General features: G+C 63.1%; 18 protein-coding genes and 1 pseudogene. 7 read left to right on the forward strand and 12 right to left on the reverse strand.

The annotated features are described in order from the left end of the window. The first annotated feature begins 32 nt into the window (after positions 1 to 32). Entirely contained in the window at positions 33 to 1325 is a 1293-nt protein-coding gene (gene gbcA, locus RTH46_RS02640) for a glycine-betaine demethylase subunit GbcA (RefSeq protein ID WP_153785729.1), read from the forward strand. A 623-nt stretch (positions 1326 to 1948) separates the two neighbouring features. Here the strand turns inward: gbcA and RTH46_RS26225 are convergent. The 8 genes and pseudogenes from RTH46_RS26225 to RTH46_RS02680 all read right to left on the reverse strand — a co-directional run. After that, a pseudogene (locus RTH46_RS26225) lies at positions 1949 to 2254 on the reverse strand (RHS repeat-associated core domain-containing protein); the annotation flags it as partial. 815 nt (positions 2255 to 3069) lie between these two features. Next, the gene (locus RTH46_RS02650) at positions 3070 to 3840 is read right to left on the reverse strand and encodes an electron transfer flavoprotein subunit beta (RefSeq protein ID WP_316904994.1); all 771 of its coding nucleotides are present in this window, start codon (positions 3838 to 3840) and stop codon (positions 3070 to 3072) included. Between the two features lie 10 nt (positions 3841 to 3850). Beyond that, positions 3851 to 5083: an electron transfer flavoprotein subunit alpha/FixB family protein gene (locus tag RTH46_RS02655; protein WP_316904995.1), complete on the reverse strand. Its 1233-nt coding sequence runs from the start codon at positions 5081 to 5083 to the stop codon at positions 3851 to 3853. Then, positions 5083 to 7035 (reverse strand): dimethylglycine demethylation protein DgcB, encoded by a 1953-nt coding sequence (gene dgcB, locus RTH46_RS02660; protein WP_316904996.1) that lies wholly within the window; start codon positions 7033 to 7035, stop codon positions 5083 to 5085. The genes RTH46_RS02655 and dgcB overlap by 1 nt, the downstream gene beginning before the upstream one ends. 175 nt (positions 7036 to 7210) lie before the next feature. Then, positions 7211 to 9271 carry a dimethylglycine demethylation protein DgcA gene (dgcA, locus tag RTH46_RS02665; protein WP_153785724.1) on the reverse strand — a complete coding sequence of 687 codons (2061 nt, stop codon included), beginning with the start codon at positions 9269 to 9271 and terminating at the stop codon, positions 7211 to 7213. Between the two features lie 15 nt (positions 9272 to 9286). Further along, positions 9287 to 9817: a DUF5943 domain-containing protein gene (locus RTH46_RS02670; protein WP_153785723.1), complete on the reverse strand. Its 531-nt coding sequence runs from the start codon at positions 9815 to 9817 to the stop codon at positions 9287 to 9289. A 77-nt stretch (positions 9818 to 9894) separates the two neighbouring features. After that, positions 9895 to 10872 (reverse strand): dipeptidase, encoded by a 978-nt coding sequence (locus tag RTH46_RS02675; RefSeq protein ID WP_003257506.1) that lies wholly within the window; start codon positions 10870 to 10872, stop codon positions 9895 to 9897. A 198-nt stretch (positions 10873 to 11070) separates the two neighbouring features. Next, a complete protein-coding gene (locus RTH46_RS02680) occupies positions 11071 to 12873 on the reverse strand; it encodes a metallophosphoesterase family protein (protein WP_316904997.1) in 1803 nt (600 codons plus the stop codon). Positions 12874 to 13059: 186 nt separating this feature from the next. Here RTH46_RS02680 and RTH46_RS02685 point away from each other — a divergent pair, with 186 nt between their 5' ends. Next, entirely contained in the window at positions 13060 to 13461 is a 402-nt protein-coding gene (locus RTH46_RS02685; RefSeq protein ID WP_153785721.1) for a lysozyme inhibitor LprI family protein, read from the forward strand. Positions 13462 to 13577: 116 nt separating this feature from the next. Here the strand turns inward: RTH46_RS02685 and RTH46_RS02690 are convergent, their stop codons facing one another. Further along, a complete protein-coding gene (locus RTH46_RS02690) occupies positions 13578 to 14522 on the reverse strand; it encodes a GlxA family transcriptional regulator (RefSeq protein WP_153785720.1) in 945 nt (314 codons plus the stop codon). A 146-nt stretch (positions 14523 to 14668) separates the two neighbouring features. On the opposite strand from RTH46_RS02690, the gene choX reads away from it, so the two are divergent. From choX to RTH46_RS02710, 4 genes are all read left to right on the forward strand, one after another. After that, positions 14669 to 15613, forward strand: a complete 945-nt coding sequence (gene choX / locus RTH46_RS02695; protein WP_153785719.1) for a choline ABC transporter substrate-binding protein — start codon at positions 14669 to 14671, stop codon at positions 15611 to 15613. Positions 15614 to 15721: 108 nt separating this feature from the next. Continuing rightward, the gene (locus tag RTH46_RS02700) at positions 15722 to 16606 is read left to right on the forward strand and encodes a 3-keto-5-aminohexanoate cleavage protein (RefSeq protein WP_316904998.1); all 885 of its coding nucleotides are present in this window, start codon (positions 15722 to 15724) and stop codon (positions 16604 to 16606) included. A gap of 125 nt (positions 16607 to 16731) precedes the next feature. Next, positions 16732 to 17697: an L-carnitine dehydrogenase gene (locus RTH46_RS02705; RefSeq protein ID WP_316904999.1), complete on the forward strand. Its 966-nt coding sequence runs from the start codon at positions 16732 to 16734 to the stop codon at positions 17695 to 17697. A 10-nt stretch (positions 17698 to 17707) separates the two neighbouring features. Next, positions 17708 to 18178 carry a thioesterase family protein gene (locus tag RTH46_RS02710; protein ID WP_316905000.1) on the forward strand — a complete coding sequence of 157 codons (471 nt, stop codon included), beginning with the start codon at positions 17708 to 17710 and terminating at the stop codon, positions 18176 to 18178. A 49-nt stretch (positions 18179 to 18227) separates the two neighbouring features. Here the strand turns inward: RTH46_RS02710 and RTH46_RS02715 are convergent, their stop codons facing one another. Continuing rightward, on the reverse strand, positions 18228 to 19829 hold the full coding sequence (locus RTH46_RS02715) for a reprolysin-like metallopeptidase (protein ID WP_316905001.1): 1602 nt from the start codon (positions 19827 to 19829) through the stop codon (positions 18228 to 18230). Positions 19830 to 20185: 356 nt separating this feature from the next. Between RTH46_RS02715 and RTH46_RS02720 the strand changes: the two genes are divergently transcribed. Beyond that, entirely contained in the window at positions 20186 to 20443 is a 258-nt protein-coding gene (locus RTH46_RS02720; RefSeq protein WP_125462261.1) for a hypothetical protein, read from the forward strand. Positions 20444 to 20586: 143 nt separating this feature from the next. Here the strand turns inward: RTH46_RS02720 and RTH46_RS02725 are convergent, their stop codons facing one another. Together RTH46_RS02725 and RTH46_RS02730 are read right to left on the reverse strand one after the other, a co-directional pair. Continuing rightward, complete coding sequence (locus RTH46_RS02725; protein WP_316905002.1) at positions 20587 to 22254, reverse strand: ABC transporter ATP-binding protein/permease; 1668 nt, start codon at positions 22252 to 22254, stop codon at positions 20587 to 20589. Then, complete coding sequence (locus RTH46_RS02730; protein WP_316905003.1) at positions 22251 to 25037, reverse strand: M16 family metallopeptidase; 2787 nt, start codon at positions 25035 to 25037, stop codon at positions 22251 to 22253. The genes RTH46_RS02725 and RTH46_RS02730 overlap by 4 nt, the downstream gene beginning before the upstream one ends. Positions 25038 to 25041 lie beyond the last annotated feature (4 nt).

Consider the following 25041-nt stretch of genomic DNA (forward strand, 5'->3'; position numbering starts at 1 on the left):
TGTCGGCCGCACGCGGCCCCGAGGACCACACGATGGACGTCACCGCTACCCTGAGCCTGGGCGACCCACTGGAACCCGCACGCAAAGCCACCGCCGAGATGCTGCAGACCCGCGAGCGCACCTACTCGCTGCCGCAACCTTTCTACAGCGACGAGCGCCTGTTCCAGATCGACATGCAGGAGATCTTCCACAAGGAATGGCTGATCGCCGGCCTGGTTTGCGAGATCCCGACCAAGGGCAACTACATCACCCTGCAGATCGGCAAGAACCCGATCATCGTGATTCGCGGTGCCGAAGGTAAGGTGCATGCCTTCCACAACGTCTGCCGCCACCGCGGTTCGCGCCTGTGCGTCAGCGACAAGGGCAAGGTGGCCAAGCTGGTCTGCCACTACCACCAGTGGACCTACGAACTCGATGGCCGCCTGCTGTTCGCCGGCACCGAGATGGGCGCCGACTTCGACATGAACCAGTACGGCCTCAAGCCCGTGAACGTGAAGGTGGCCGGTGGCTACATCTTCATCAGCCTGGCCGAGAACCCGCCGGCCATCGACGAGTTCCTGGCCACCCTCGACCACTACATGGAACCGTACGACATGGAGAACACCAAGGTGGCGGTGCAAACCACCTTGATGGAGAAGGCCAACTGGAAGCTGGTGCTGGAGAACAACCGCGAGTGCTACCACTGCAGCGGTTCGCACCCGGAGCTGTTGAAGACGCTGCTGGAGTGGGACGACACCAACGACCCGCGCGCCAGCCAGGAATTCAAGGACCACGTGGCCGCCTCGGCCGCCGCCTGGGAAGCCGAGAAGATTCCTTACCTGCACAAAAGCCACGGCCTGCGTAACCGCATCGTGCGCATGCCGCTGCTCAAGGGCACCGTGTCGATGACCATGGACGGCAAGGTGGCCTGCAAGAAGCTGATGGGCCGCATCCAGAACCCCGACCTGGGCTCGATGCGCATCCTGCACCTGCCGCATTCGTGGAACCACTGCATGGGCGACCACATGATCGTGTTCACCGTGTGGCCGATCAGTGCGCAGGAAACCATGGTCACCACCAAATGGCTGGTGCACAAGGATGCGGTGGAGGGGGTGGATTACAACCCTGAAGAAATGCGCAAGGTGTGGGATGCCACCAACGACCAGGACCGTCGCCTGGCCGAAGAGAACCAACGTGGGATCAACTCCACCGCCTATCAGCCAGGGCCTTACTCGAAGACCTACGAGTTTGGCGTGGTGAACTTCATCGACTGGTACAGCCAGCGCATGCTGGAGAACCTGGGGGCGGAGCCGGCGCCTTATTTGAAGGAAGTGAAGGCGCAGTAAGATCATCGCCGTGCCTTGGTTTCAACGCCAAGGCACGGATCTCAACCCGAATTACCCTGACGAACGGCGCTGACGGTTGTAAGCTCCACAGGCGGCTCTGTCGGGGTTCGCCACGGCCGTGTCACCCAGTTGCTTAACCTGTTGCCAGCGGACCCGATACCCCGTCCCAAGTAACGCAAGCCATCCCAGACAAGCCCCACCCCCAAGGTCTCCATTACCCCCTCCGTCACAACCCTCCAACGCGGTACGCCATATGTGCCTGCGTCTCTCCACCAGTTGGAGGCTACGGGTCTCATCATCAGAACTGTCCCCACCCCGACAGTAGTTGCGCCTATAGAGCTCTGTACTGCACCGGACATAGCGAGGTCCGTCGCCGGGGAAGCTGGCAGGCCGCCAAGCAGACCAATCGCGCGACCAGAGTTGACCATCAGGCCAGCACCATAAAAATGCGCTGTATTCGCGACGCGAGCCTGTGTTGTTGGAGGTATGTAGGGATGATCGGGGCGCATGAGATGGATCTGACGTTGCGCTGCATTGTAGAAGTTTCTGTTTAACCCAGCCCCACCTGTCATAAAGCTGGAGAGAAAGGCTGCTCCTTGTACCAACGTAGGGATGATGAAACGCCCGCTTGGATCGGCTTGATTGACGGGATCGCCAGCGCAGTAAGCGTAAGCATTCAGCCCCCCTTCAGCGAAGGGGCTAAACGCATCTGGCGAATGAAAACGCATGATCACCGGGTTGAACTGCCGGTGTCCGTTGCCCAGGTGATAGCAACCGGTCAGGGCATCCAGGCGCTCGCCGCAGAACGCGCTCATCGCCCCGCCTTGGATCGTTGCCCCGTATGCCGTGTAAGCCCTCGCGGTACCGCGTGAATCGTCGAGAACAGAACGCTGCCGGTCAGTTGCCAGCAAATGAACAAGGCTCATGGAGTGCCTCCCTGATTTGACCACCTTAGGCTAATCGCACCGGGATAACGGTAAAACTGGCAAAAATAAGGGGTAGTGGGTATTGCCTGCTGGTCAAAATTCGAGCAATCGCTTTCAGACCTTGTGATTCATGGCCTGGAGAAGGCAGCGAACAACTTATCCACAGGCAGGGCCACACAGATTGTGCAAAACCACAGGGTCTGGAACCGATAGACAATGATCAAAAAATGATCAAATCGCTACAGGCCATATATCCAAAGGGCTGCAGCAACAACCAAACACCTTGTCCACAGAGAGACCAACAGCGTTTGTGAACAAGCGCGATGGCTGTTCTACAACCGTTGTGGATAAACACCTTATCCCGTTGATTTCAGTGGCATGGCGGGCCTCGAACGTTGATTTGATCGCTTTTTGATCAAACCTCTACAAGCCCTATGATTCGGGCTCTGTAGCCATGTCCAAACAGATTATCCACAGGGCCGCTAACAGCGAATGTGGGCAAGTGATGGGGAATTGAGGGGTTAGAGTTGGAGCAAGACCTGGTCAATAATTAATCAATCGACTGAAGGCATTGATTTCAAAGGGCTGTAGCGAAGCGCAAACACTTTACCCACAGCTTGGCGAACAGATTTCGGGGGCAAAATTATCACCGCACGCTCACGCGCACCCTGTGGGAGCGGCTTTAGCCGCGAAGCAGGCAATGCGGTGGATGGCACCGGCTTCGCCGGTGTTCGCGGGTAAACCCGCTCCCACAGGGTTAGCGCCAGGCCGAACTCTGCGCAATCCTGTGGAAGCAGGGCTTGAATGGCGGGGTTTGCTCAGCGCAACACCCCCTCCTCCACCAGCAGCTTGAGAATCGCCTCGGCGCCTTCCTGGGGCGAAACATCCTTCAGCACCTTGCCGCCACCACCACTGGCCTTGGCCGTGGCGGCCTTCATGCGGTCGGCACCGCTCTTGGCCTTGATCACCTTGAGCCGCTTGGGCCGTGGCCGCGCAGGCTGCAAGGCGTCATCACCCAGTACCGGGTCGTCCACCACCGCCACCTCAAAGGGGGCCAACACCCCGCGCCTCGCCGGGCCGAAGGCGCTCTGGCGGGGCTTTGGAGCTGCGTTATCCACAGTGGCGAGCAACGGCAGACGTACCTTCAAGCGGCGCCGCTGACCCCGTGGCAGCGCCTGCAACACCTGGGCGGTGCCGTTCTCGATCGATTCCACTTCGGCCAGCCCGACCACCAACGGCCAACCGAGCTTCTCGGCCAACAGAAACGGCAACATGCCCGAGCCTTCCCCGGTCTCCGCCTGGCTGCCCGTCAGCACCAACTGGGCGCCGGCATCGCGCAGGTAGTCGCCCAACACGCCCAATACATCAGCGCCAGCGGGCTGCTCCAGGACATCAAGATGCTCCAGCCCCATGCCCAGGTAGGCACGCAAAGCCTCTTCATGGGGATCACCGGCATGCACCACCTGCAAGTTATCCCCAGCCAGCTGCAAGCCCAGCTCCACGGCGCGGGCGTCCTGCTCGGCGCGGCGTGCGCGGCCAGAGCTGGGGTGGGCGCCAATCGAGACCAGGCTGATGACTTTCGTACTCATGCTCATGCCCTTATGCCGCGTCGCGCTGGCCGCCGCTGCGGTAGTTGTCCACAGCCTCGATCAGTGCCTTGAGAATCGCCGAGCTGTCGCCAATCACCGACAGGTCGGCCCGTTTGATCATGTCGCAGCCCGGGTCCATGTTGATCGCCACCACCTTGTCGCAGGCGCCGATGCCCTGCAGGTGCTGGATCGCGCCGGAGATACCCACAGCCACGTAGACCCGCGCCGTGACCCAGGTGCCGGTGGCGCCTACCTGGCGGTTGCGCGGCATGAAGCCGTCGTCCACCGCCACGCGCGAGGCGCCTTCGGTGGCGCCAAGGGCCTTGGTGGCCTGGTGGTACAGGTCCCAGTCCTTGACGCCGTTGCCGCCGGAGACGATGAACTCGGCCTCGGCCATGGCAATGGCGGCCGGGTCCACGGCCACCGAGCCGAGGTCCTCGATACGCGACAGACTGCGCGCCACGCCTGTGGACAACTCCACGGGCAAGGCTTCGTGGCGGGTTTCGCTCACCGGCTCTGCGCATTCGGCAGCGGCCAGGATCAAGCGTGGCACGTCGCGCTGGATATCCTGCTGGCCGGCGCCGGCACGGCCGATGCACTGGCCGTCCTTGACCTGCCACACCCGCGTCGCCGGGCGTTCGCCCAGGGCCGCGCCAAAACGCCGGCCGAGTTCGCCGCCACCGGTGCGGCTATCGGGCAACAGCCAGTGGCGTGGCGCGAACTGGTTATCCACAGCCCGCAGGCCCTGGACCAGTTGCTCCGGTGCATAACCTTCGAAGGCCTCGCCCTCGATGACCAGCAGGCGATCGACGCCAGCTGTGGAAAAGTTGCTTTCCTTGTGCTCACCGAACACCACGGCCAGCACCGCGCCGCCGCTGCCAGCCAGGCTGTGGGCCAGGCCAAGCAGGTCGCGGTCGTGGCTGCCGAGACGACCGCCGACCATGTCCGGCACCACGGCGATGTAGAACGCAGGCTCGGTCACCTGATGCAGCGGCAGCTGTACCTCGGCAGCGGCCGTGCGCCGCCCGCCCACACCGGTGCCCTGCTGGGCGCCGCTGCGGTCGATGCGCTTGAGGCCGCTGGGGCCGATGAAGCCGGCAGCGATCGCATGGGGGTTCTTGCGCATCAGGCCGTTGGGGCCCATCCAGCTGGTTTGTTGCGTCTGCATCGCCGCATGCAGCGGGTGCAGGCGGTTACGGGCGATCCACTCGGCGCGTGGGTCGCGGCGGATGATGTCGCTCATCAGTGCACCTCCGCAGGTTCACGTTTGCTGGCGGGCGACTTGGCGCTGGCCGGGGCCTGGTCTTCGATCAGCACATCGGCGACCAGCTCGGCGAGGTCCTTGATCTGTGGGCGCGGTTCGACCACGCCTTCGAGCATCGCCGTGCACTGTGGGCAACCCACGGCCACCAGCTCTGCCTCGGTCTCGCGGATATCGTCCATGCGCATGTCGGGGATACGTTGCTTGCCCGGGATGTCGGTGATCGGCGCGCCGCCGCCACCGCCGCAGCAACGGGAACGGAAGCCCGAGCGCTGCATCTCGCGCACCTCGATACCCAGGGCCTTGAGCACGTCGCGCGGGGCCTCGTACTCGCCGTTGTAACGGCCCAGATAGCACGGGTCGTGGTAGGTGACGCTGCCACCCTTGTGCTGGCCGAGGTTGAGCTTGCCGGCGGCGATCAGTTCGGCGATGTAGGTGCTGTGGTGCTGCACCTGGTAGTCACCGCCCAGGGCACCGTATTCGTTCTTCAGTACATGGAAACTGTGTGGGTCGCACGTGACGATGCGCTGGAACTGGTACTTGGCCAGGGTCTGGATATTGCGTTTGGCCAGGTGCTGGAAGGTCGCTTCATCACCCAGGCGTCGCGCCACGTCACCGCTGTCGCGCTCTTCCAGGCCAAGCACGGCGAAGTCCACGCCAGAGGCCTTGAGCACTTTGACGAAGGCGCGCAGGGTGCGCTGGTTGCGCATGTCGAAGGCGCCATCGCCGACCCAGAACAGCACCTCGGTGCGTTTCACATCACTGAGCAGTTGCAGGTTGAGGTCGGCGGCCCAGTTCATCCGCCCGCCCGGGGCGAAACCGCCGGGGTTGTCGGTGGCAATCAGGTTGTCCAGCACCTCGGCGCCCTTGTTCGGGGTGGCACCCTTTTCCAGGGTGAGGTGGCGGCGCATGTCGACGATGGCATCGACGTGCTCGATCATCATCGGGCACTCCTCCACGCAGGCGCGGCAGGTGGTGCACGACCACAGGGTTTCGGCATCGACCAGGCCGTTGACGATGGGCTGGTGCGGATGGCCGCCATGCTCACCGATCGGCTTGCCCGGATAGGGGCTGCCGGCGAACGTGGCGTCGGTGCCACCGGCCAGGCCGATGACCATGTCCTGAATGAGCTTTTTCGGGTTCAGCGGCTGGCCGGCGGCGAATGCCGGGCACATGGCCTCGCACTTGCCGCATTGCACGCAGGCGTCGAAACCGAGCAGCTGGTTCCAGGTGAAATCGACCGGTTTTTCCACACCCAGCGGCGCGTTCGGGTCTTCCAGATCCAGCGGCTTGAGGCCGGTGGAACGGCCGCCGCCGAAGCGCTCGGCGCGGCGGTGCCAGGCCAGGTGCAGGGCGCCGGCGAAGGCGTGCTTCATCGGCCCGCCCCAGGTCATGCCGAAAAACAGCTCGGACACGCCCCACAGCACGCCGACGCCAAGCACCGCCACCAGCACCCAGCCACCGGTGCCTTCCGGCAGGATGCCGGCCACCGGCAAGGTCGCGATGAAGAAGCTCGCCGCGAACATCAGCAGGCTCTTGGGCAGGCGCATCCACGGGCCCTTGGACAGGCGCGAAGGTGGGTCGAGGCGACGTTTGAAGACGAAGAGCGCGCCGCTGAACATGATCACCGTGGCGACCAGCAGGGCATAACCGAGGATCTTGCTGTGCAGGCCAAAGCCGTGCACCAGGATCGCCAGCACGGCCGAGAGCACGAAACCGCCGGCAGTGGCCACGTGGGTCTTGGACATGTACTTGTCGCGCTCGACCACGTGGTGCAGGTCCACCAGGTAGCGCCGTGGCATGGCCAGCAGGCCTTTGATCAGGTCGACCTTGCTCGGCCGGCCGCGCCGCCACATGCGCACCCGGCGCAGGGCGCCGAGCACCGCCAGGGCCAGCGCGGTGAACAGCAGGAAGGGTAGAAGGGTGTTCAACATGGGAGGCTCCCACAACAGCAATAGGCTTGCGGCACAGGTCTGTGGGGCAACCTGTGGGAGCGGGCTTGCCCCGCGATAGCGTCCGGCCGGCCAACCCGGTTGCCCCGGCTGGCGCTATCGCGGGGCAAGCCCGCTCCCACAGTGTTCCTCTACAGATGCCGCGTTGGTTCTGCGATCAGAAATCCTTGCACAGGCGCAAGGCGTCGTAGATCGCCGCATGCACGTTGCGCTGGGCCACGCAGTCGCCGATGCGGTACAACAGGTAGCCCTCGCCCGGCTGGCTGAGGATCGGCTGCGGCTTGATGGCGAACAGCGCCTCGACGTCGATCTGGCCCTTGTTGCGCGAACCGTCCTTGAGCGCGTAGTACAGCTGCTCGTCGGGACGCACGCCGTTCTCCACCACCACCTGGTCCACCACCCGCTCTTCCTTGGCGCCCGTGTACTCGTTCTCGAGCACCGCCACCAGCTTGTCGCCTTCGCGGTAGACCTTCTCCAGCATCATGTCGCCGGTCATGATCACTTCTTTGGGGTACATGCTGCGGTAGTAGGTGGGGAAGCTGGTGCCGCCCATGGCCACGCCCGGCTTGATGTCGTCGGTGACGATTTCGACCTGGCTGCCCTTGTCGGCGATGAAGTCCGCCGTCGACATGCCGGTGAACTCGCAGATGGTGTCGTACACCAGCACGTTCTTGCCCGGTGCGACCTTGCCGTCGAGCACGTCCCAACTGCTCACCACCAGCCCTTCGGCGGCGCCCCAATGCTCGTTCTGCTCGACGAACGGATGGCCGCCCACCGCCAGCACGATGATGTCCGGCCGCAGGTCCTGGATGGTCGCCACGTCAGCGGCGGTGCCCAGGCGCAGGTCGATCTTCAGGCGGGCGAACTCCAGCTGGTACCAGCGGGTGATGCCGGCGATCTGGTCGCGCTGCGGGGCCTTGGCGGCGATGGTGATCTGCCCGCCGATCTGCTCTTTCTTCTCGAACACGGTCACATCGTGGCCACGCTCGGCGGCCACGCGGGCGGCCTCCATGCCGGCAGGGCCGGCGCCGACGATCACCACCTTGCGCTTGGCGCCGGTGGTCTTCTCGATGATGTGCGGCACGCCCATGTATTCACGGGAAGTGGCGGCGTTCTGGATGCACAGCACGTCCAGGCCCTGGTACTGGCGGTCGATGCAGTAGTTGGCGCCGACGCACTGCTTGATCTGGTCCACCTGGCCCATCTTGATCTTGGCGATCAGGTGCGGGTCGGCGATGTGCGCGCGGGTCATGCCCACCATGTCCACGTAGCCGCCTTCCAGAATGCGCGTGGCCTGGTTCGGGTCCTTGATGTTCTGCGCATGCAGTACCGGGACCTTGACCACTTCCTTGATACCGGCCGCCAGGTGCAGGAATGGCTCCGGCGGGTAGCTCATGTTGGGGATGACGTTGGCCAGGGTGTTGTGGGTATCGCAGCCCGAGCCGACCACGCCGATGAAATCGAGCATGCCGGTGGCGTCGTAGTAGGCGGCGATCTGCTTCATGTCCTCGTGGCTGAGGCCATCGGGGTGGAATTCGTCGCCGCAGATGCGCATGCCCACGCAGAAGTCGTCACCGACTTCCTTGCGCACGGCCTTGAGCACCTCCATGCCGAACTTCATGCGGCCTTCGAAGGTGCCGCCCCACTCGTCGGTACGCTTGTTGACCCGTGGGCTCCAGAACTGGTCGATCATGTGCTGGTGCACCGCCGACAGCTCGACGCCGTCCAGGCCGCCCTCCTTGGCGCGGCGCGCAGCCTGCGCGTAGTTGCCGATGACGCGCCAGATCTCTTCTACTTCGATGGTTTTGCAGGTGGCGCGGTGCACCGGTTCACGGATGCCCGACGGCGACATCAGGGTCGGCCAGTTGAAGCCGTCCCAGCGCGAGCGACGGCCCATGTGGGTAATCTGGATCATGATCTTGGCGCCATGCTTGTGCATGGCGTCAGCCAGGTTCTGGAAGTGCGGGATGATGCGGTCGGTCGACAGGTTGACCGACGACCACCACTCCTGCGGGCTGTCGATGGCCACCACGGACGAACCGCCGCAGATCGCCAGGCCGATGCCGCCCTTGGCCTTCTCTTCGTAGTACTTCACATAGCGGTCGGTGGTCATCCCGCCGTCGGTGGCATACACCTCGGCGTGCGCGGTGCTGAGCACACGGTTGCGGATGGTCAGTTTGCCGATCTGGATCGGCTGGAACATTGCTTCGAAGGCCATGACGCTATCTCCGGCTTACAACGGCTTTGTTACGAACAGGCCATCTTCGTGGCCTTCTTCCGACCCGCCGTAGACCTGCTCGGCCACGGTGCGGATCGAGCTGCCGCGGGCAGCGAGAATCTGGTCCATGGCGCCGGCGAACCAGCCCGTGAACATGTAGTCGACCTTGCGGCCGCACTTGCCGTACACATAGACGAACGCCGAGTGCTCGAGCTTGACGCTGCAGGTGCCTTTATCCAGGTCGATGTCCTGGATCTTGAACAGGCCCCAGCCACGCTGGCTCAGGCGCTTCATGTAGTGCTCGAACACCGCCACGCCTTCCAGGCCATGGCACTCGGCTTCTTTTTCGCACCAGTGCCAGGCGGACTTGTAGCCGGCCTTGTAGAGGATCTCGGCATAGGCGTCGGCGCCCAGCACTTCCTCGATGCCCATGTGGTTGTTGACGAAGAAATGCCGTGGCACGTAGAGCATCGGCAGGGCGTCGCTGGTCCAGACACCGGTCTCGCTGTCGACTTCGATTGGCAATTGCGGGGCGATCTTGGCCATGGAAACTCAACTCCATAAAATTTTTTGTTGGGAGGCCCCGGCGTTGCTGGCCGGGGTTTTCAGGCTTGGAGTGCGGCTTACTCGCCCCACACATCCTTGAGGACGTTGACCCAGTTCTCGCCCATGATCTTGCGTACCACGCGCTCGGAATGGCCGCGCTTGAGCAGGGTCTCGGTGAGGTTGGGGAACTCGCCGACAGTACGAATGCCCAGCGGGTTGATGATCTTGCCGAAGTTGGTCAGGCGACGGGCGTAGCCCTTGTCGTGGGTCAGGTACTCGAAGAAGTCCTGGCCATGGCCCTGGGTGAAGTCGGTGCCGATGCCGATGGCGTCTTCACCGACGATGTTCATGGTGTACTCGATGGCCTCGGCGTAGTCGTCGATGGTCGAGTCGATGCCCTTGGCCAGGAACGGCGCGAACATGGTCACGCCGACGAAGCCGCCGTGGTCGGCGATGAACTTCAGTTCTTCATCGGACTTGTTGCGCGGGTGCTCCTTGAGCCCCGACGGCAGGCAGTGGGAGTAGCAGACGGGCTTTTTCGATTCGAGGATGACTTCCTCGGAGGTCTTGGAGCCGACGTGGGACAGGTCGCACATGATGCCGACGCGGTTCATTTCGGCGACGATCTCGCGACCGAAGCCCGACAGGCCGCCGTCACGCTCGTAGCAGCCGGTGCCGACCAGGTTCTGGGTGTTGTAGCACATCTGCACGATGCCCACGCCCAGCTGCTTGAACACGTCTACATAGGCGATCTGGTCTTCGAACGCATGGGCGTTCTGGAAGCCGAAGAGGATGCCGGTCTTGCCCAGTTCCTTGGCCTTGCGGATGTCGGCGGTGGTGCGCACCGGCATCACCAGGTCGCTGTTGTCGCGGATCAGCTTCTGGCTGGCGGCGATGTTGTCGACGGTGGCCTTGAAGCCCTCCCACACCGACACGGTGCAGTTGGCCGCGGTCAGCCCGCCCTTGCGCATGTCTTCGAACAGCTCGCGGTTCCACTTGGCAATGATCAAACCGTCGATGACGATGCTGTCGGCGTGAAGTTCGGCTGGGCTCATCAGGCTGTCCCCTTTTATTGAGTTTGCTGGCGCCAAACCTTGTGTCGGCGCTTTGGGGCCAGCATATGCCTGCCGCCCGAGGCGCCCCGATGCAAAAACGACAGGGGGTTTGCCGAAAGCGTCAATCGAGGAACAAAGGGCGCAGGCCCTGAGCGAGAGGGCCTGCTATGCAGCTATCGGGGGGGTGAGTAGCGCTAGCTATAGAGGGCGCCAAACCATCTCGATTCGGTCGTTCACTTGTCCCGATTGATAAAACTCTACACCTGAAGGAAGCGGCCCTGGCGTGATGAAGCTTGGAATATCCAAATCGCCTTGAAAATTCGTACTTCTGTAATCCCAAAAAAAGGAAATACGATTTTCCGTTTCAAACCTGAAAATAGAACCCGGTTTAAAGCCAAGAATTTTGGCCGAGGATGTTTTGTATTTCCACCCTGCCCCGCAGTCCTTTTCGACATCAACGGCTTCATACTGCCTAACGCGTATCGAGCATTTTTTCCCGCCAAAATTCTCGTGCTCGTACAGCTCTATGGTGTTCCACTCAACATTATAGGCAGCAGCCTTCAAATTATCATTCATGCTTCCGCCGCTGGAACTCATGACCAATCCGTTAGGCAGCGACGGCGTACCATTGAAGGTGTCCAGGTTAAAGGACCCGGAATAATTCCCTCTTATGCATCGAGTCTCTCCCATCCGCCCCATGAAGCAAAGTTCTGACCCCGCAGCAAACCCGTCAACTCGGGCCGAAGAATTACTATATCCAAAATTAAACAAACAAGGAAAAGCTTGACCCGCCTTGGTCTCGCGATCGCTCAAAATAAACTTACAACTCGCCCCTTGACGATTTTCATGCTCATAAAGCGTAATTACTACATATTCTTTCCGCTCCTGTCTTCGTATGTCCACCACGGACGGCGCTCGCGGCCCTTGGTCGAGCAACACCGGCTCTACAGACAACTGCATACTAGTCCAGTTAAATTTTAAGCGCAGATAGCTCTTCGCCAACAATCCGCCACTCAGAAAAACAGGAACATCGCCTCGGCTCGAATAACGGCCAATGCTGTTGTGGAAATGTCCCGCGAAGATGGCAGTGACGTTATAGTGGCTAACGAGCTCAGCGAACCAGGCGGCATTCAGATCATCCGTGACCCAGCCAGTGGGCTTGTGCATATTGATGATGATCGCTTCACCCCGCTCCGAGGCAATCCGAAGATCATCCTGCAACCACTGCATGGAACTCGTGATGTCGAAATAACGTCTCGGTTTTCCAGTGGAGTTGCCACCGGTGGAGAAAGAACGCGTATAGAAGGGTTCCTGATTCAGCTGGATGATATGGACACGCCCAACCGTCACCGAATAGGCGAGAGAGCCTATGTGGCGATTACCGGAGACGTACTGGTAGTCAAAGCCATCTTTGGGGTTTATCGCCTGCACCCAAGTGATGAGATCACAGACAGAGTCGCGCGCGCAGCCATTGTTTTCGCAATCGTTGACATTATTGTCATAGTCATGATTCCCCAGCCCTGGCAGAAATAATGGCCCCCCGACACCGCCCGGCAAGTAGTTCTTCAAGTAAAACCGAGTGGTCCTCCGCTCCCCGCCATGACCGAATTCGGTCAAATCGCCATTTATGATGAAAGGCACATAATAATTTACCGCACTGCGTTCGGCAGCGATGGCTTGGAAGACCGGTACAACAGCGTTCGGCCATCTGTCATCAATATTTTCATTATAGGGACTACGCGAGGACATATAGCGATACGCCTGCGGGTCGGAACCGATGATCATCAGCTGCGTATTATTTGGATAAAAAGGTAGCAGATTCCACCCTGGCTTCATGAATTCCGCGAAGGTTTCCGAATCACTGTCACATCCCACCGCGGCTTGCGGCGAGGCAACCTTGATCGCTTCCTTTTCAAGTGCGGCGGCAGTGCAATTCATCAGCAATGTCGCGCTGATTATCATCATCCCTCGCCAGAACATTGCTTTGCGTTCGCTTAACATGGCGGTCACTCCGATAGGCAGGCTCCTGATCACGCTATGGGAAGAACGAGCATCGAGAAACTGGCATTTTTATCAGGTACATCCACCAAAACCGATCGAATGCATTCATTTCTTCACTGTTCGAGCCCGTCACTCTGGGCGAGAATCGCCGTCGGCTTCGTTAACGCCCGTTCCAGGAGATGACCGATGAAAGCAATCAGATGGCTGGTACTGCTGGCCGTCGCGTGCGGTGCCCACGCCGCCGAGGAAGAAAGCACGCCCTGCGACAACGTCGAGAGCGACCAGCAGACCTATGCGTGCGCGGCCTATAACAAGCAAACCGCCGAGCGCGAACTGAAGGCTGCTTATGACGACTTGATCCAGCGCATCCGCGATCAATATGCGGACGAAAGCGACAAGGCCAGCGCGCTGACCGGACGCATGGAGGCAGCCGAGAAACTGTGGGCGCAGCTGCGCGATGCCGACTGCAAGGTCGAGACCTATGCCGAGAAACCTGGCAGCAAGGCCTTCGAGGCGGCTTGGAATACCTGTGTAGCGCAGCGTAGCGATGAGCGCTCCGAATACCTGCAGGGGATTGGCCAGCAGTAATCCTGCTCCGGCCCTTTCGCGGGTAAACCCGCTCCCACAGGTACCCACAGTGCATGAAGCCTGCGCAGTCCCTGTGGGAGCGGGTTTACCCGCGAAGAGGCCGGTGCAGGCGAACATCAAACTACCTTGGCCAGCCTGTCCTCCCTCGGGCACCGCTCGAACCGCGCCCGATAGCACCGCGTGAAATACGACGCCGACTCGAACCCGCACGCCACCGCCACTTCCAGCACACTCATGTCGGTCTGGCGCAACAGCTGCCGGGCCTTGTCCAGGCGCAAGCGCAGGTAAAAGCCACTGGGCGTGTCGTCCAGGTGCAGGCGGAACAGCCGCTCCAACTGACGCCGGGTGACCTGTATCGCCTCGGCCAGCACCTGGGTGTTGAGCGGCAGCTCGGTATTGCGCTCCATTTCGCCGATCACCTTCACCAGCTTCTTGTTACGCAACCCATAGCGGCTGGCGATCTGCATGCGCTGGTGGTCCTGGCGCGGGCGGATGCGGCCGAGCACGAACTGCTCGGACACCTGCACCGCCAGCTCGCTGCCATGGGCCTGGGCGATCAGGTCGAGCATCAGGTCGATGGACGCGGTGCCGCCGGCACAAGTGATGCGTCGGCGGTCCAGTTCGAACAGTTCCTGGGTCGCCTGCAGGCGCGGATAGCGCTCCTTGAAGGCCTCGAGTGCCTCCCAGTGCAGGGTGGCGCGATAACCATCGAGCAGGCCGGCCTCGGCCAGCACCATGGCGCCCGTGTCGATGCCGCCCAGCACCACGCCTTCATGGTCAAGGCGGCGCAGCGCCTGCTGCAGTGCCGGCCCATAACAGGCCAGCGGTTCGAAGCCGGCCACCACCAGCAGCAGGCGCACCTGTTCATCCTCGCCCAATGCACCATCGGCATTCACCGACATGCCGTTGCTGGCCTGCACCGCCCCGCCATCGAGGCTGAGCACGCGCCACTGGTACAGCGCGCCACGAAAGCGATTGGCCACCCGCAGCGGCTCGATGGCGCTGATGAAGCCCATGGCCGAGAAGCCTGGCAACAAGAGGAAATGCAGCGTTTCCGACATTCCATGCTCCCCACCAAAAGTGGTCGCCTGCGTGCAAGTGTTGGTCGCCAGAGTGCGATTTCCCGGCCCGTCACCAGCGTAGCGTGTTCTCACGGCCCGCAGAGGCCGGAACCCATAACAATATGCACTGCCGATGGAGAGCCACCATGCAACGCTTTATCCGCCGCAGCCTGTTGTCCCTCGCCCTCAGTTCCACCGTGGTATCCCCGCTCTTCGCCGCCGAACCCGCCGCCTGCAAGGACGTGCGCCTGGGCGTGGTCAACTGGACCGACGTGATCGCCACCAGCGCCATGGCTCAGGTGCTGCTCGATGGCCTGGGCTACCAGACCAAGCAGACCAGCGCCTCGCAGCAGATCATCTTCGCCGGCATCCGCGACAAGCGCCTGGACATGTTCCTGGGTTACTGGAACCCGATCATGACCCAGACCATCACCCCGTTCGTGGCGGCCAGCCAGGTCAAGGTGCTCGACAAGCCGAGCCTTGAGGATGCCCGCGCTACCCTGGCGGTGCCGAAATACCTCGCCGACAAGGGTTTGAAGACGTTCGCCGACATCCACAAGTTCCAGAAAGAGCTGGGCGGCAAGATCTACGGCATCGAGCCGGGTTCCGGCGCCAACACCCAGATCAAGGCGATGATCGCCAAGAACCAGTTCGACCTGGGCAAGTTCCAGCTGGTCGAGTCCAGCGAGGCCGGCATGCTCGCCGCGGTCGACCGCGCCGTGCGGCGCAACGAAGCGGTGGTGTTCTTCGGCTGGGCGCCGCACCCGATGAACGTGAACATCGACATGGTCTACCTGGGTGACAGCCAGGACGCCCTCGGCCCGGACGAAGGCCGCGCCACGGTGTGGACGGTGACCGCGCCAGACTACGCCGAGCGTTGCCCCAACGCCCACCGCCTGCTGACCAACCTCAGTTTCAGCGCCGAGGACGAGAGCCGCATGATGCAGCCGCTGCTCGACCACAAGGATGCGCTGGAATCGGCCCGCCAGTGGCTCAAGGACCACCCCGAGGACAAGGCCCGCTGGCTGGAAGGTGTGACCACCTTCGACGGCAAGCCGGCCGCCGACAACCTCAAGCTCACTGCCAACTGATCCGGCCCCATCGCGGGGCAAGCCCGCTCCCACATATGTACACGCCACCTGCGTGGGAGCGGGCTTGCCCCGCGATAGGGCCCTGACAGACACACAAGGAACATAAACATGAACCACGACGTCATCATCACCTGCGCCCTCACCGGCGCTGGCGACACGGTCGCCAAGAGCCACCTGGTCCCGGTCACCCCAAAACAGATCGCCGAAGCCGCCGTGGAAGCCGCCAAGGCCGGCGCCACCGTGGTCCACTGCCACGTCCGCGACCCACAAACCGGCCGCTTCAGCCGCGATGTGGCGCTGTACCGCGAAGTGATGGAGCGCATCCGCGAAGCCGACGTGGACATCATCGTCAACCTCACCGCCGGCATGGGTGGCGACCTGGAGATCGGCCCGGGCGAAACCCCCATGGAGTTCGGCGCCGGCACCGACCTGATCGGCCCGCTGGAACGCCTGGCCCACGTCGAGGCGCTGCTGCCGGAAATCTGCACCCTGGACTGCGGCACCCTCAACTTCGGCGACGGCAACGCCATCTACGTGTCCACCCCGGCGCAACTGCGCGCCGGCGCCAAGCGCATCACCGAACTGGGCGTGAAAGCCGAACTCGAGATCTTCGACACCGGCCACCTGTGGTTCGCCAAGCAGATGATCAAGGAAGGCCTGCTGCACGACCCGCTGTTCCAGCTGTGCCTGGGCATCCCGTGGGGCGCACCGGCCGACACCACGACGATGAAGGCCATGGTCGACAACCTGCCCGCCGACGTGACCTGGGCCGGCTTCGGCATCGGCCGCATGCAGATGCCGATGGCCGCCCAGGCGGTGCTGCTGGGCGGCAACGTGCGGGTGGGGCTGGAAGACAACCTGTACCTGGACCGCGGTGTGCTGGCCAGCAACGGCCAGTTGGTGGAGCGCGCCGCCGAGATCATCACCCGCATGGGTGGGCGCGTGCTGAACCCGGCAGAAGGCCGGGAAAAGATGAACCTCAAGCGCCGCTGAGCCGTGGGAGCGGGCTTGCCCCGCGATCACCGGCGTTGCCGGTGCCATCCATCGCGGCGTCTGCTTCGCGGGTAAACCCGCTCCCACAGGGCCCGCGCCAATATCAAGAACATAGAGAGCCCGATATGCCTTTTATCACCGACATCAAGACCTTCGCCGCCCTGGGTAGCGGCGTCATCGGCAGCGGCTGGGTCGCCCGCGCCCTGGCCCACGGCCTGGATGTGGTCGCCTGGGACCCGGCGCCCGGCGCCGAGGCGGCGCTGCGCAAACGTATCGCCAATGCCTGGCCGGCACTGGAGAAACAAGGCCTGGCTCCCGGCGCCGCGCAGGACCACCTCAGGTTCGTCGCCACCATCGAGGAATGCGTGCGCGACGCCGACTTCATCCAGGAAAGCGCGCCCGAGCGCCTGGACCTCAAGCTCGACCTGCACGCCAGGATCAGCGCCGCCGCCAAGCCGAACGCGATCATCGGCTCCAGCACCTCGGGCCTGTTGCCCAGCGAATTCTACGAGTCGGCCACCCACCCCGAGCGCTGCGTGGTCGGCCACCCGTTCAACCCGGTGTACCTGCTGCCGCTGGTGGAGATCGTTGGCGGCCGCAACACCAGCCCCGAAGCCATCGAGGCGGCCAAGACTGTCTACACCGCGCTGGGCATGCGCCCGCTGCATGTACGCAAGGAAGTCCCGGGGTTCATCGCCGACCGCCTGCTCGAAGCGCTGTGGCGCGAAGCCCTGCACCTGGTCAACGACGGCGTCGCCAGTACCGGCGAAATCGACGACGCGATCCGTTTCGGCGCAGGCCTGCGCTGGTCGTTCATGGGTACTTTCCTCACCTACACCCTGGCCGGGGGCGATGCCGGCATGCGCCACTTCATGGCCCAGTTCGGCCCCGCGCTGCAGTTGCCCTGGACCTACCTGCCGGCACCGGAGCTGACCGACAAGCTGATCGACGATGTGGTCGACGGCACCTCTGAGCAGTTGGGCGAGCGCAGCATCGCCGCGCTGGAACGCTACCGTGACGACACCCTGCTGGCGGTGCTGGAAGCGGTGAAGAACAGCAAGGCCAAGCACGGCATGGCCTTCGGCGACTGAGGAGACGACGATGCCCGCACTGACCACCTATCGCACAGCCGTGCTGCCCGACTGGGTCGACTACAACGGCCACCTGCGCGACGCCTATTACCTGCTGATCTTCAGCTACGCCACCGACGCGCTGATGGAGCGCATCGGCCTGGACGCCGACGCCCGTGGCCAGAGCGGGCATTCGCTGTTCACCCTGGAGGCGCATATCAACTACCTGCACGAGGTGAAGCTCGATACCGAGGTGTGGGTGCAGACGCAGATCATCGGCTTCGACAAGAAGCGCCTGCACCTGTACCACAGCCTGCACCGGGCGGGGTTCGACGAGGCGCTGGCAGCCAGTGAGCAGATGCTGCTGCATGTGGACCTGGCGGGGCCGAAGTCGGCGCCGTTCGGGCAAGGCACCATCACCTGCTTGCAGAACATCGTCGATCAACAGAAAGAGGAAGTACTACCGAGGCATGTTGGCAGGACCATAAACCTTCCGGCGTGAGGGATACCCGTTGTTCAGCTCATCTGAACAACGGGAGACACTAACGTGCTCAGTGGCCCATGAAACTGCTACCCACGAACCGCAAGCGATCATTTGCAGGCCCCGCCCAGATTCGTTCCATGCCAGGGGGTAGTATCGGGGCCTTATCCATCGAAGGGATATTCAATTCACCGGTATACCCGGCATTCCCTTTGCTCCAGATAAGCGTCTCACCCCCGCTCTCGAGTGTTGCACGCGCACCTGGCACGAAACCTCGGATTTTCACCGAAGAAACCATGTCATTCCAGCCAGGGCCACAGTTTGCCAATACCGAAGACGATTTCGATCCAACATTCACGATCGTGCAAGAACGCCCTTCATAGTTCTCATGCTCGTACAGCGTGAACTCCATCGCAGGCGGGTAGAAGTTCTCGACAGTTTCCCTGCGTTCGTTGAAACGCCGGGCGGCGTCGTGATGATTGGTGGTTCCCATCGGAACCCCTTGGTATTGCAAGCGAGGATTGGAAAAAAACGGGATTGCGCCTGCGGTGCCGGTCATGATGGTCCGAAACGTAGGTGCCGTATTGTGACGGTAACCATGCATATAGGGTGGTTTGCGCTGTGCGTCACCTTCCGTCCATCCGTGACTCACGCCCAAATTATGGCCAAGCTCGTGTGCGAGGGAAGCTGGGCACGAAATGACCGAGTGTGCTTGAGCCTTGGAGGCAGTGAGCCAAGCCATCCCACAATTTTGACGTGCCGTTGAATACATTGACACGAGGTGCGCACCCAGAGCTTCCCGCCGCTTGAGCACTTCTCCCGCAAATGGCTGAGCCAGACGGATGTCATTCAGTTGCTGGGTATAGCTTCTGCCTGTCTCGTCATACTCCCCATCATAGAACCCGGCCAACTCGAAAGTGATACCGGCATCACTGTTGATCATGTACTGGTTGGCATCATTGAGCGCGTTAGCCAACACGAGCCTATATGTTGGAGTGGCAGCTTTTCGTTGGTTCGTCACCAAGAACAGCACGCGCAGAACACTGTTGGCTGAACTGGGAGCTTTGCCGGGGGTGTCATCGACAGATCCAGCCACATTCGCCTGCAATGGCTCGGCGCCTTGCGGCAACTGCGACTCGTCGACCTTGATCAGAACCTGCTTGCCAGCGCCGAGGTCATCTATCCGGTAGCGCTGGCCGTCGACGATGACGCTGCCGACAACCGTATCCCCTTCCCGCGCAAGCGACAGGTAGTACAACGGGTCGATATCGATTTCCGCTGCCGACGACGATGCATGGGCCGATTTCCAATTTGATGGCTTGTAACCGACCCAGCCCTCGATGCCGGCCGTGATGGTGCTGAAATCCCGCAAGTGAAACTGAGCAGTCTTGCCATTGGGCATCGTCACCGCCAAGTCATGGGTCTGGCCGTTGACAAGCGCAGAGCTCAACTTGATGAATGTCACTTCCTGACTGGCCGGATCGGCCAGCACGCGGGCCAGATGACCATCCGCCGATCGTTTCAGTGTGTCGCGATCGGGTGTGGGCTCAAGCATGAATAGCTGTGGCGTCGCACTGGCAATGGAGACTGCCGGTGGTGGTGTTGCCGAACAGGCTGTCGACAGGAGCAGGGCGGTGCCTGCCGGTATTATCAAACTGAATAGCTTACGCATATGCCCTGATCCTACGAGGTTTGGTTTCCCGTAGCAGAGCAAAACTCACACAGCCCCGTCGCCTCACAGAGTTCCCAGTTGCATAACCGAAAAGGCGTTGTGCAGCCCCAAAAAAACAACCCCGCAAAGCCGTGAGCTTGCGGGGCCAAGAGCGAGCAACATCCACTGTGCGAGAGCGAGGGTGACCAAACCCTCAATGCCGTGAATGACTTCAGTGTGCTGGCTTCCCGGTGTCGCGATTTAGCCGTAAACGACCTGTTCTTAGCCAAAGCAGCCATCGCGACAATCTGCCCTTGCCGGGTTGTCGCAGGCGACACAGAATCGGTCGCAAACAACAGCAGCAGAGGACAACAGCCATGATGCATGCGGATCTGATTGATCAGGACGACCTGCTGGGCCAATTGCGCTCGCGGGGCTTCGACATTCCGGCCGGTGCCAGCGCCGAGCAGGCCTGCGAGGTAGTGGTGCGCGGGCTGACCGAACCCAATGCGCGCGCGCTCAAGGGCATGGTCGAGCAGATGTACACCGGCAGCGCGACTATTCTCCCGGCGGTGCGCCAGGCCATCGACAAGCAGTTGCTGCCAGCACTGGCGCAGTACAGCAAGCGCGCCTGACTTCCAATTTTCATTGGCCTTTTCGCGGGTAAACCCGCTCCCACAAGTACTGCACCCTCTTCAAGAACGATGCAGCACCTGTGGGAGCGGGTTTACCCGCGAAAAAGGCGACGCGGTGTCAGAGCCCCGACTTATCGCGAGGCTCACACCGCCTCCGGCACCTTCGCCAGCTCGAGCGTGCGATCGAACAACCCCGCCACCCCTTCATGATGGGTCACCCCCACCACCGTACAGGCCGGCAGTTCACCCTTGAGCATCTGCAACAGCGCCTTGGCACTGGCCATGTCCAGCTGGCTGGTGGATTCATCCAAGTACAGCGTCTCGGGCCGGTACAACAAGGCCCGCGCCAAGCTCAGCCGCTGCTGCTCGCCACCGGATAACACCCGTTCCCACTCCTGCTCGTCGTCCAGGCACCCAGCCAGCGCGGCCAGACCTACCTTGCCCAACGCATCGATCAAGCGGCAGTCGGCGAAGCTGTCCAGCTGTGGATAAGCCAGCAGGTCGCGCAAGCGCATGCGCGGCATATAAGGCTTTTGCGGCAACAACAGGCTGCGCCCCGGCGGCAGTTGCCAGTCGCCCTGGCAATACGGCCACAACCCCTGCAAGGTACGCAGCAAGGTCGACTTGCCCAGCCCGCTACGCCCGGCCAGACGTAGCCAGTGACCGGGCTGCGCCTGAAGGTGCAGCCCGGCGAGCATCACGCTGCCGTCCGGCCGGCACAGGGTCAGGTTGCGCGTGCACAGGCATTCGCCGCGCGGCGCCGTGCCGAGTTGCCGGCGTGCGGCGGCGATGGCCTGTTCGAACTGGTCGAGCCGCTCCAGCGCCGCGCTCCAGCGCACCAGCTTGTTGTAGAGCTTGATGAACCAGCTCAGCGAATCGTGCACCGCGTTGAAGGCACTGCGGATCTGCATCAGCCCGCCCAGGGTGATGGCCTTGGCCATGAACGCCGGCAAGGCGGCGAACACCGGGATGATCAGGCTCAGGCGCTGGTAGGCGACGGTGAACAGGCTCAGGTCGCGTTCGCGCCCCATCAGTTGTCGCCAGTTCTGCGCGATAGCGGAAAAGCGCTGCGCCAGCTGCTGGCGCTCGACGGCTTCGCCGCGGTACAGGGCGATCTGCTCGGCATGGTCGCGCTTGCGCAAGAGGCTCGCGCGAAAGTCGGCCTCGCGGTGTTCGCGCTCGTAGTTCAGGCGGTGCAGCGGCCTGCCGATCACATGGGTCAACACGCTGCCGCACAAGGTGTAGGCCAGCACTATCCACACCAGATAACCGTGCACGGTCCAGGTTTCACCGAACAGGTTGAAGGTCTGCACCCCCGAGAGGTTCCACAGGATCACCACGAACGCGCCGACCTGGGCCAGGTTGATCACCAGCGAGGCCACCAGTTCGATGGACAGGTCGACCATCACCTCGACGTCCTGGGCGATGCGCTGGTCGGGGTTGTCCGGCTCACCGCTCAAGCCCAGGCGATAGAACGCCTGGTCGGCCAGCCAGGCATCGACCAGGCGCCCGGTCATCGCCTGGCGCCAGCGCAGCACCAGGCCTTTGCGGATGTAGTCGAGCAACACGAAGATCAGCACGTAGGCGCCGAGGTACAGCGCGTACTGGCCCACCAGCCCGTACAGCGCGCTGGTGTCGAACGCGGTAAGGGTGTCGTAGAAGGTCTTGCTCCAGCTGTTGATCAGCACATTGATCTGCACCACCAGCAAGCCCAGGCCGATCACCGCAGCGAGCATCAGCCAGGCCATCCACTGGCCACGGTCGCGCCAGAACGGCCGGCACAGGCGATAGAAGATGCGCAGGGTGTTCAACGGGCCTGCTCCTGTGCAGCGACCGATGGCAGCAGGCGCAGTTGTACCTGGTTGGCGCGCGGGAACAGCTGCCGTGCCTGCTGCTGCAGCTCGGCCTGGGTCAGTGCCTCGGGCAGCTGTGCCTGGGTCTGCAGGTAGCGCGGATCCTGCCAGCGGCGGTCGCTGAGCACCAGGCGCTTGAACTGGGTCTGGGCATCGTCGCGGCGTTTGCTTTCCTGGCGCAACAGCTCGCGGCGCTCGCTCACCACCCAGGCTTCATCGACCTCAAGGCTGGCCAGGGTGCGCTGGGCCATGGTCCACAGTTCATCGACCCGCGCCGGGTCGCAGGTGAACGTCAGGCTGCTTTCGACGCGCTGGGTGTCGGGGTTCAACTCACTGTCGAAACTCAGCCGGTACACGCCCGAGGCCTCACCGCGCAGCTGCGCCTTGAGGCGCTGGTTGGCCAGGTCGCGCAGCACCGCCACACGCACGGCGGCGTCCGGGCTCCAGGGCTGCTCGTGGTAGCTGCTGGCCTGCACTACCGCCCGCGGCTCCAGGGCAATGGCCAGGTCGGCGCGGCGCTGGCCGGGCTGCTGCAGGGCGAACTGGCTGTCTACAGGCAGCGCGTTGCGGGGGATGGTCGCCAGCAGTTGGCGCACCAGCAGTTGCAGCCGCTCGGCAGGCACGTCGGCCATCAGGTAGTAGGTCACCGGCGCACTGGCCAGGCGTAGCCAGTCGGCATCCAGTTGCTTGACGGTCAGGGCTTCGACCTCGCCAATCGCCGGCGCCTGCCAGTGGTCGGCGCCGTACTTGAGCTGGCGCTGTGCGGCCTCCTGGCGGCTGCGCACGTCATCGGGGCGGCTGCGCATACGTTGCAGCAGTTCGTCGCGGGAGTCGGCAAACAGCGCCGGGTCGATGCTCGCCAGCTGGCTGACGCGGTAGCTCTGCAACATCGCCTGCAGTTGCTCGGGCGGTACGCCCAGGCTCAGCTGCAGGCGCTGGGGTTGCTGGTCGAAGCTCAGCGTTGCACGTTGTGTCTGGCGCCAGTCGGCCAGGGCCTGCGGGGCCATGCCGACGGTGCCGCTGCGCACGGCCAGCTGGGCGGCCATCTGCAAGCGCCAGGCCGGCGCATCGGCAACGCGGTAGCCGGCGGAAGATTCAGCCTGCAGCACGGCCTTGCCGTCGGGGCCGGCACGTTTGAGCCAGACCAGGCGGTCGCCGTTACTCAGGCGCCAGTGCTCGACCTGCTGGGCGGGAAACGCCTTGCGCTCGATAATGCTGGCGGCTGCCGGCGCGGTCGCCAGCGTGAGTGCAGGCTTGGCGGGTACGACCGGTGCCTTGCGCACCGGGGCCTGCAGCGAGCGTTCGGCCAGCGCCAGTTGCTGCGCCTGCACTTGGGCGGCGCTGGGCAACGCCACCGCCGAGGTGCCCGGGGCACTGATCTGCAATACCCGGTCGGGGCTGGCCAACCACAGCCTCAGGCGGGCGTTGAGGTCGCGCAGGCTGATACTGCCCAGCACCTCCTGGTAGCGCCGGGTGGCCGCCACGCGATCGGTCAGCGGGCGATCCTGCACGGCGGCATTGTTCAGTTGCTCCACCCACTGTTCGAAGGTGCGTGGGGCCTGGTTGGCCAGGGTCTTTTTCGCCAGGTTGCGGATATGCGCACGCTCACGCGCAAGGTCAGCCTTGCCCAGGCCGTGCTGGCGCAGGCGCTCGATTTCGGTCAGCAAGGCTTGCAGCGCCTGGGTGTGGGCCTGGCCCTCGACGCCGGCCGCGATGCCCAGCACCGTGGAGTGCTCGCCGATCAGGGTCTTCTGCGCGGTCAGGCTGCGCACGGCGGCATCGCGGGGCTGGCGGCGCAGGCTGTCGACCAGGGCGGCCAGGGCCATGCGGTCGATCAAGCGTTCGCGCAGGGCGGCATGGGTGGTGCCGCGACTGTCCGGTTCATGCAGACGCAGCAGCAGCGCTACCTGGTTGCTGCCCGATTGCGGGTCCTGCAGGCGGAATACCTTGAGCTTGTCATCCAGCGGCAGTTCGCGCTGCGACCGACTGGGCACATCACCCGCCTTGGCGTCACCGAACGCCTGCTCGATCTGTGCCTTGAGCTGCTGCGGGTCGAAGTCGCCCACTGCCGACAGCACCATGTTGTTGGGCAGGTACCAACGCGCCTGGTAGGCCTTGAGGCTTTCCAGGCTGGCCGAACGGATGGCCGCCTCGTTGCCGATGGTGCGGTGCCCGGGGTAGGCCGAGCCGACCCGCTGCGAAGCGGTGCGTTGCTCGTTCATGCGCTGGGCCACGCCCAGTCCGCCGCGCCACTCCTCGATGACGATCGGCCGCTCACGCTCCAGGTCCGCCGCCGTGTAGTCGCGGGCGAACACCAGGTCGGCCAGGGCCTGTAAGGCTTGCGGGGCCTGGCGCACGCCGGCCGGCGGGCCGATCAGGTACTGGGTGCGTTCGTAGTTGGTCACGGCATTGAAGTTGCGCCCCTGCACCCAGCCCAGTTCGGTCATGCGCTGGCGCAGGTTGTGCTGGCCGCCGGCGCGGCTGTGGAAGGCCAGGTGCTCGACCATGTGCGCCACGCCGACCTGGTCGTCGGCTTCGTCCACGGAGCCGGCTTTGACCGTCAGGCGCAGGTCCAGCCGATTGGCCTGCGAGGTGTCGCGCACCAGGCGGTAGGCCAGGCCGTTGGCCAGTTGGCCGTGGACCACCCCGCTGTCCCAGGGCAGCGGCGCGTCAGGTTCGGGCAGCGACGCGCAGGCGCCGAGCAGCAGCGGGCCAAGCAGGCCGGCGAGGAGCTTTTTCATCAGG

The sequence above is a fragment of the Pseudomonas sp. zfem004 genome (assembly GCF_032621715.1).
In the GTDB taxonomy this organism is placed as follows: Bacteria; Pseudomonadota; Gammaproteobacteria; order Pseudomonadales; family Pseudomonadaceae; genus Aquipseudomonas; species Aquipseudomonas sichuanensis.

Bases quoted from the DNA above. Each gene is read 5' to 3' on its own strand.
- choX (WP_153785719.1), top strand. From the start codon at position 14,669: ATGCAACGCTTTATCCGCCGCAGCCTGTTGTCCCTCGCCCTCAGTTCC.
- RTH46_RS02670 (WP_153785723.1), bottom strand. From the start codon at position 9,817: ATGGCCAAGATCGCCCCGCAATTGCCAATCGAAGTCGACAGCGAGACC.
- RTH46_RS02650 (WP_316904994.1), bottom strand. From the start codon at position 3,840: ATGAGTACGAAAGTCATCAGCCTGGTCTCGATTGGCGCCCACCCCAGC.
- RTH46_RS02730 (WP_316905003.1), bottom strand. From the start codon at position 25,037: ATGAAAAAGCTCCTCGCCGGCCTGCTTGGCCCGCTGCTGCTCGGCGCC.
- RTH46_RS02720 (WP_125462261.1), top strand. From the start codon at position 20,186: ATGATGCATGCGGATCTGATTGATCAGGACGACCTGCTGGGCCAATTG.
- dgcA (WP_153785724.1), bottom strand. From the start codon at position 9,271: ATGGCCTTCGAAGCAATGTTCCAGCCGATCCAGATCGGCAAACTGACC.
- RTH46_RS02705 (WP_316904999.1), top strand. From the start codon at position 16,732: ATGCCTTTTATCACCGACATCAAGACCTTCGCCGCCCTGGGTAGCGGC.
- RTH46_RS02690 (WP_153785720.1), bottom strand. From the start codon at position 14,522: ATGTCGGAAACGCTGCATTTCCTCTTGTTGCCAGGCTTCTCGGCCATG.
- RTH46_RS02715 (WP_316905001.1), bottom strand. From the start codon at position 19,829: ATGCGTAAGCTATTCAGTTTGATAATACCGGCAGGCACCGCCCTGCTC.
- RTH46_RS02685 (WP_153785721.1), top strand. From the start codon at position 13,060: ATGAAAGCAATCAGATGGCTGGTACTGCTGGCCGTCGCGTGCGGTGCC.
- RTH46_RS02655 (WP_316904995.1), bottom strand. From the start codon at position 5,083: ATGAGCGACATCATCCGCCGCGACCCACGCGCCGAGTGGATCGCCCGT.
- gbcA (WP_153785729.1), top strand. From the start codon at position 33: ATGGACGTCACCGCTACCCTGAGCCTGGGCGACCCACTGGAACCCGCA.
- RTH46_RS02700 (WP_316904998.1), top strand. From the start codon at position 15,722: ATGAACCACGACGTCATCATCACCTGCGCCCTCACCGGCGCTGGCGAC.
- RTH46_RS02680 (WP_316904997.1), bottom strand. From the start codon at position 12,873: ATGTTAAGCGAACGCAAAGCAATGTTCTGGCGAGGGATGATGATAATC.
- dgcB (WP_316904996.1), bottom strand. From the start codon at position 7,035: ATGTTGAACACCCTTCTACCCTTCCTGCTGTTCACCGCGCTGGCCCTG.
- RTH46_RS02675 (WP_003257506.1), bottom strand. From the start codon at position 10,872: ATGAGCCCAGCCGAACTTCACGCCGACAGCATCGTCATCGACGGTTTG.
- RTH46_RS02710 (WP_316905000.1), top strand. From the start codon at position 17,708: ATGCCCGCACTGACCACCTATCGCACAGCCGTGCTGCCCGACTGGGTC.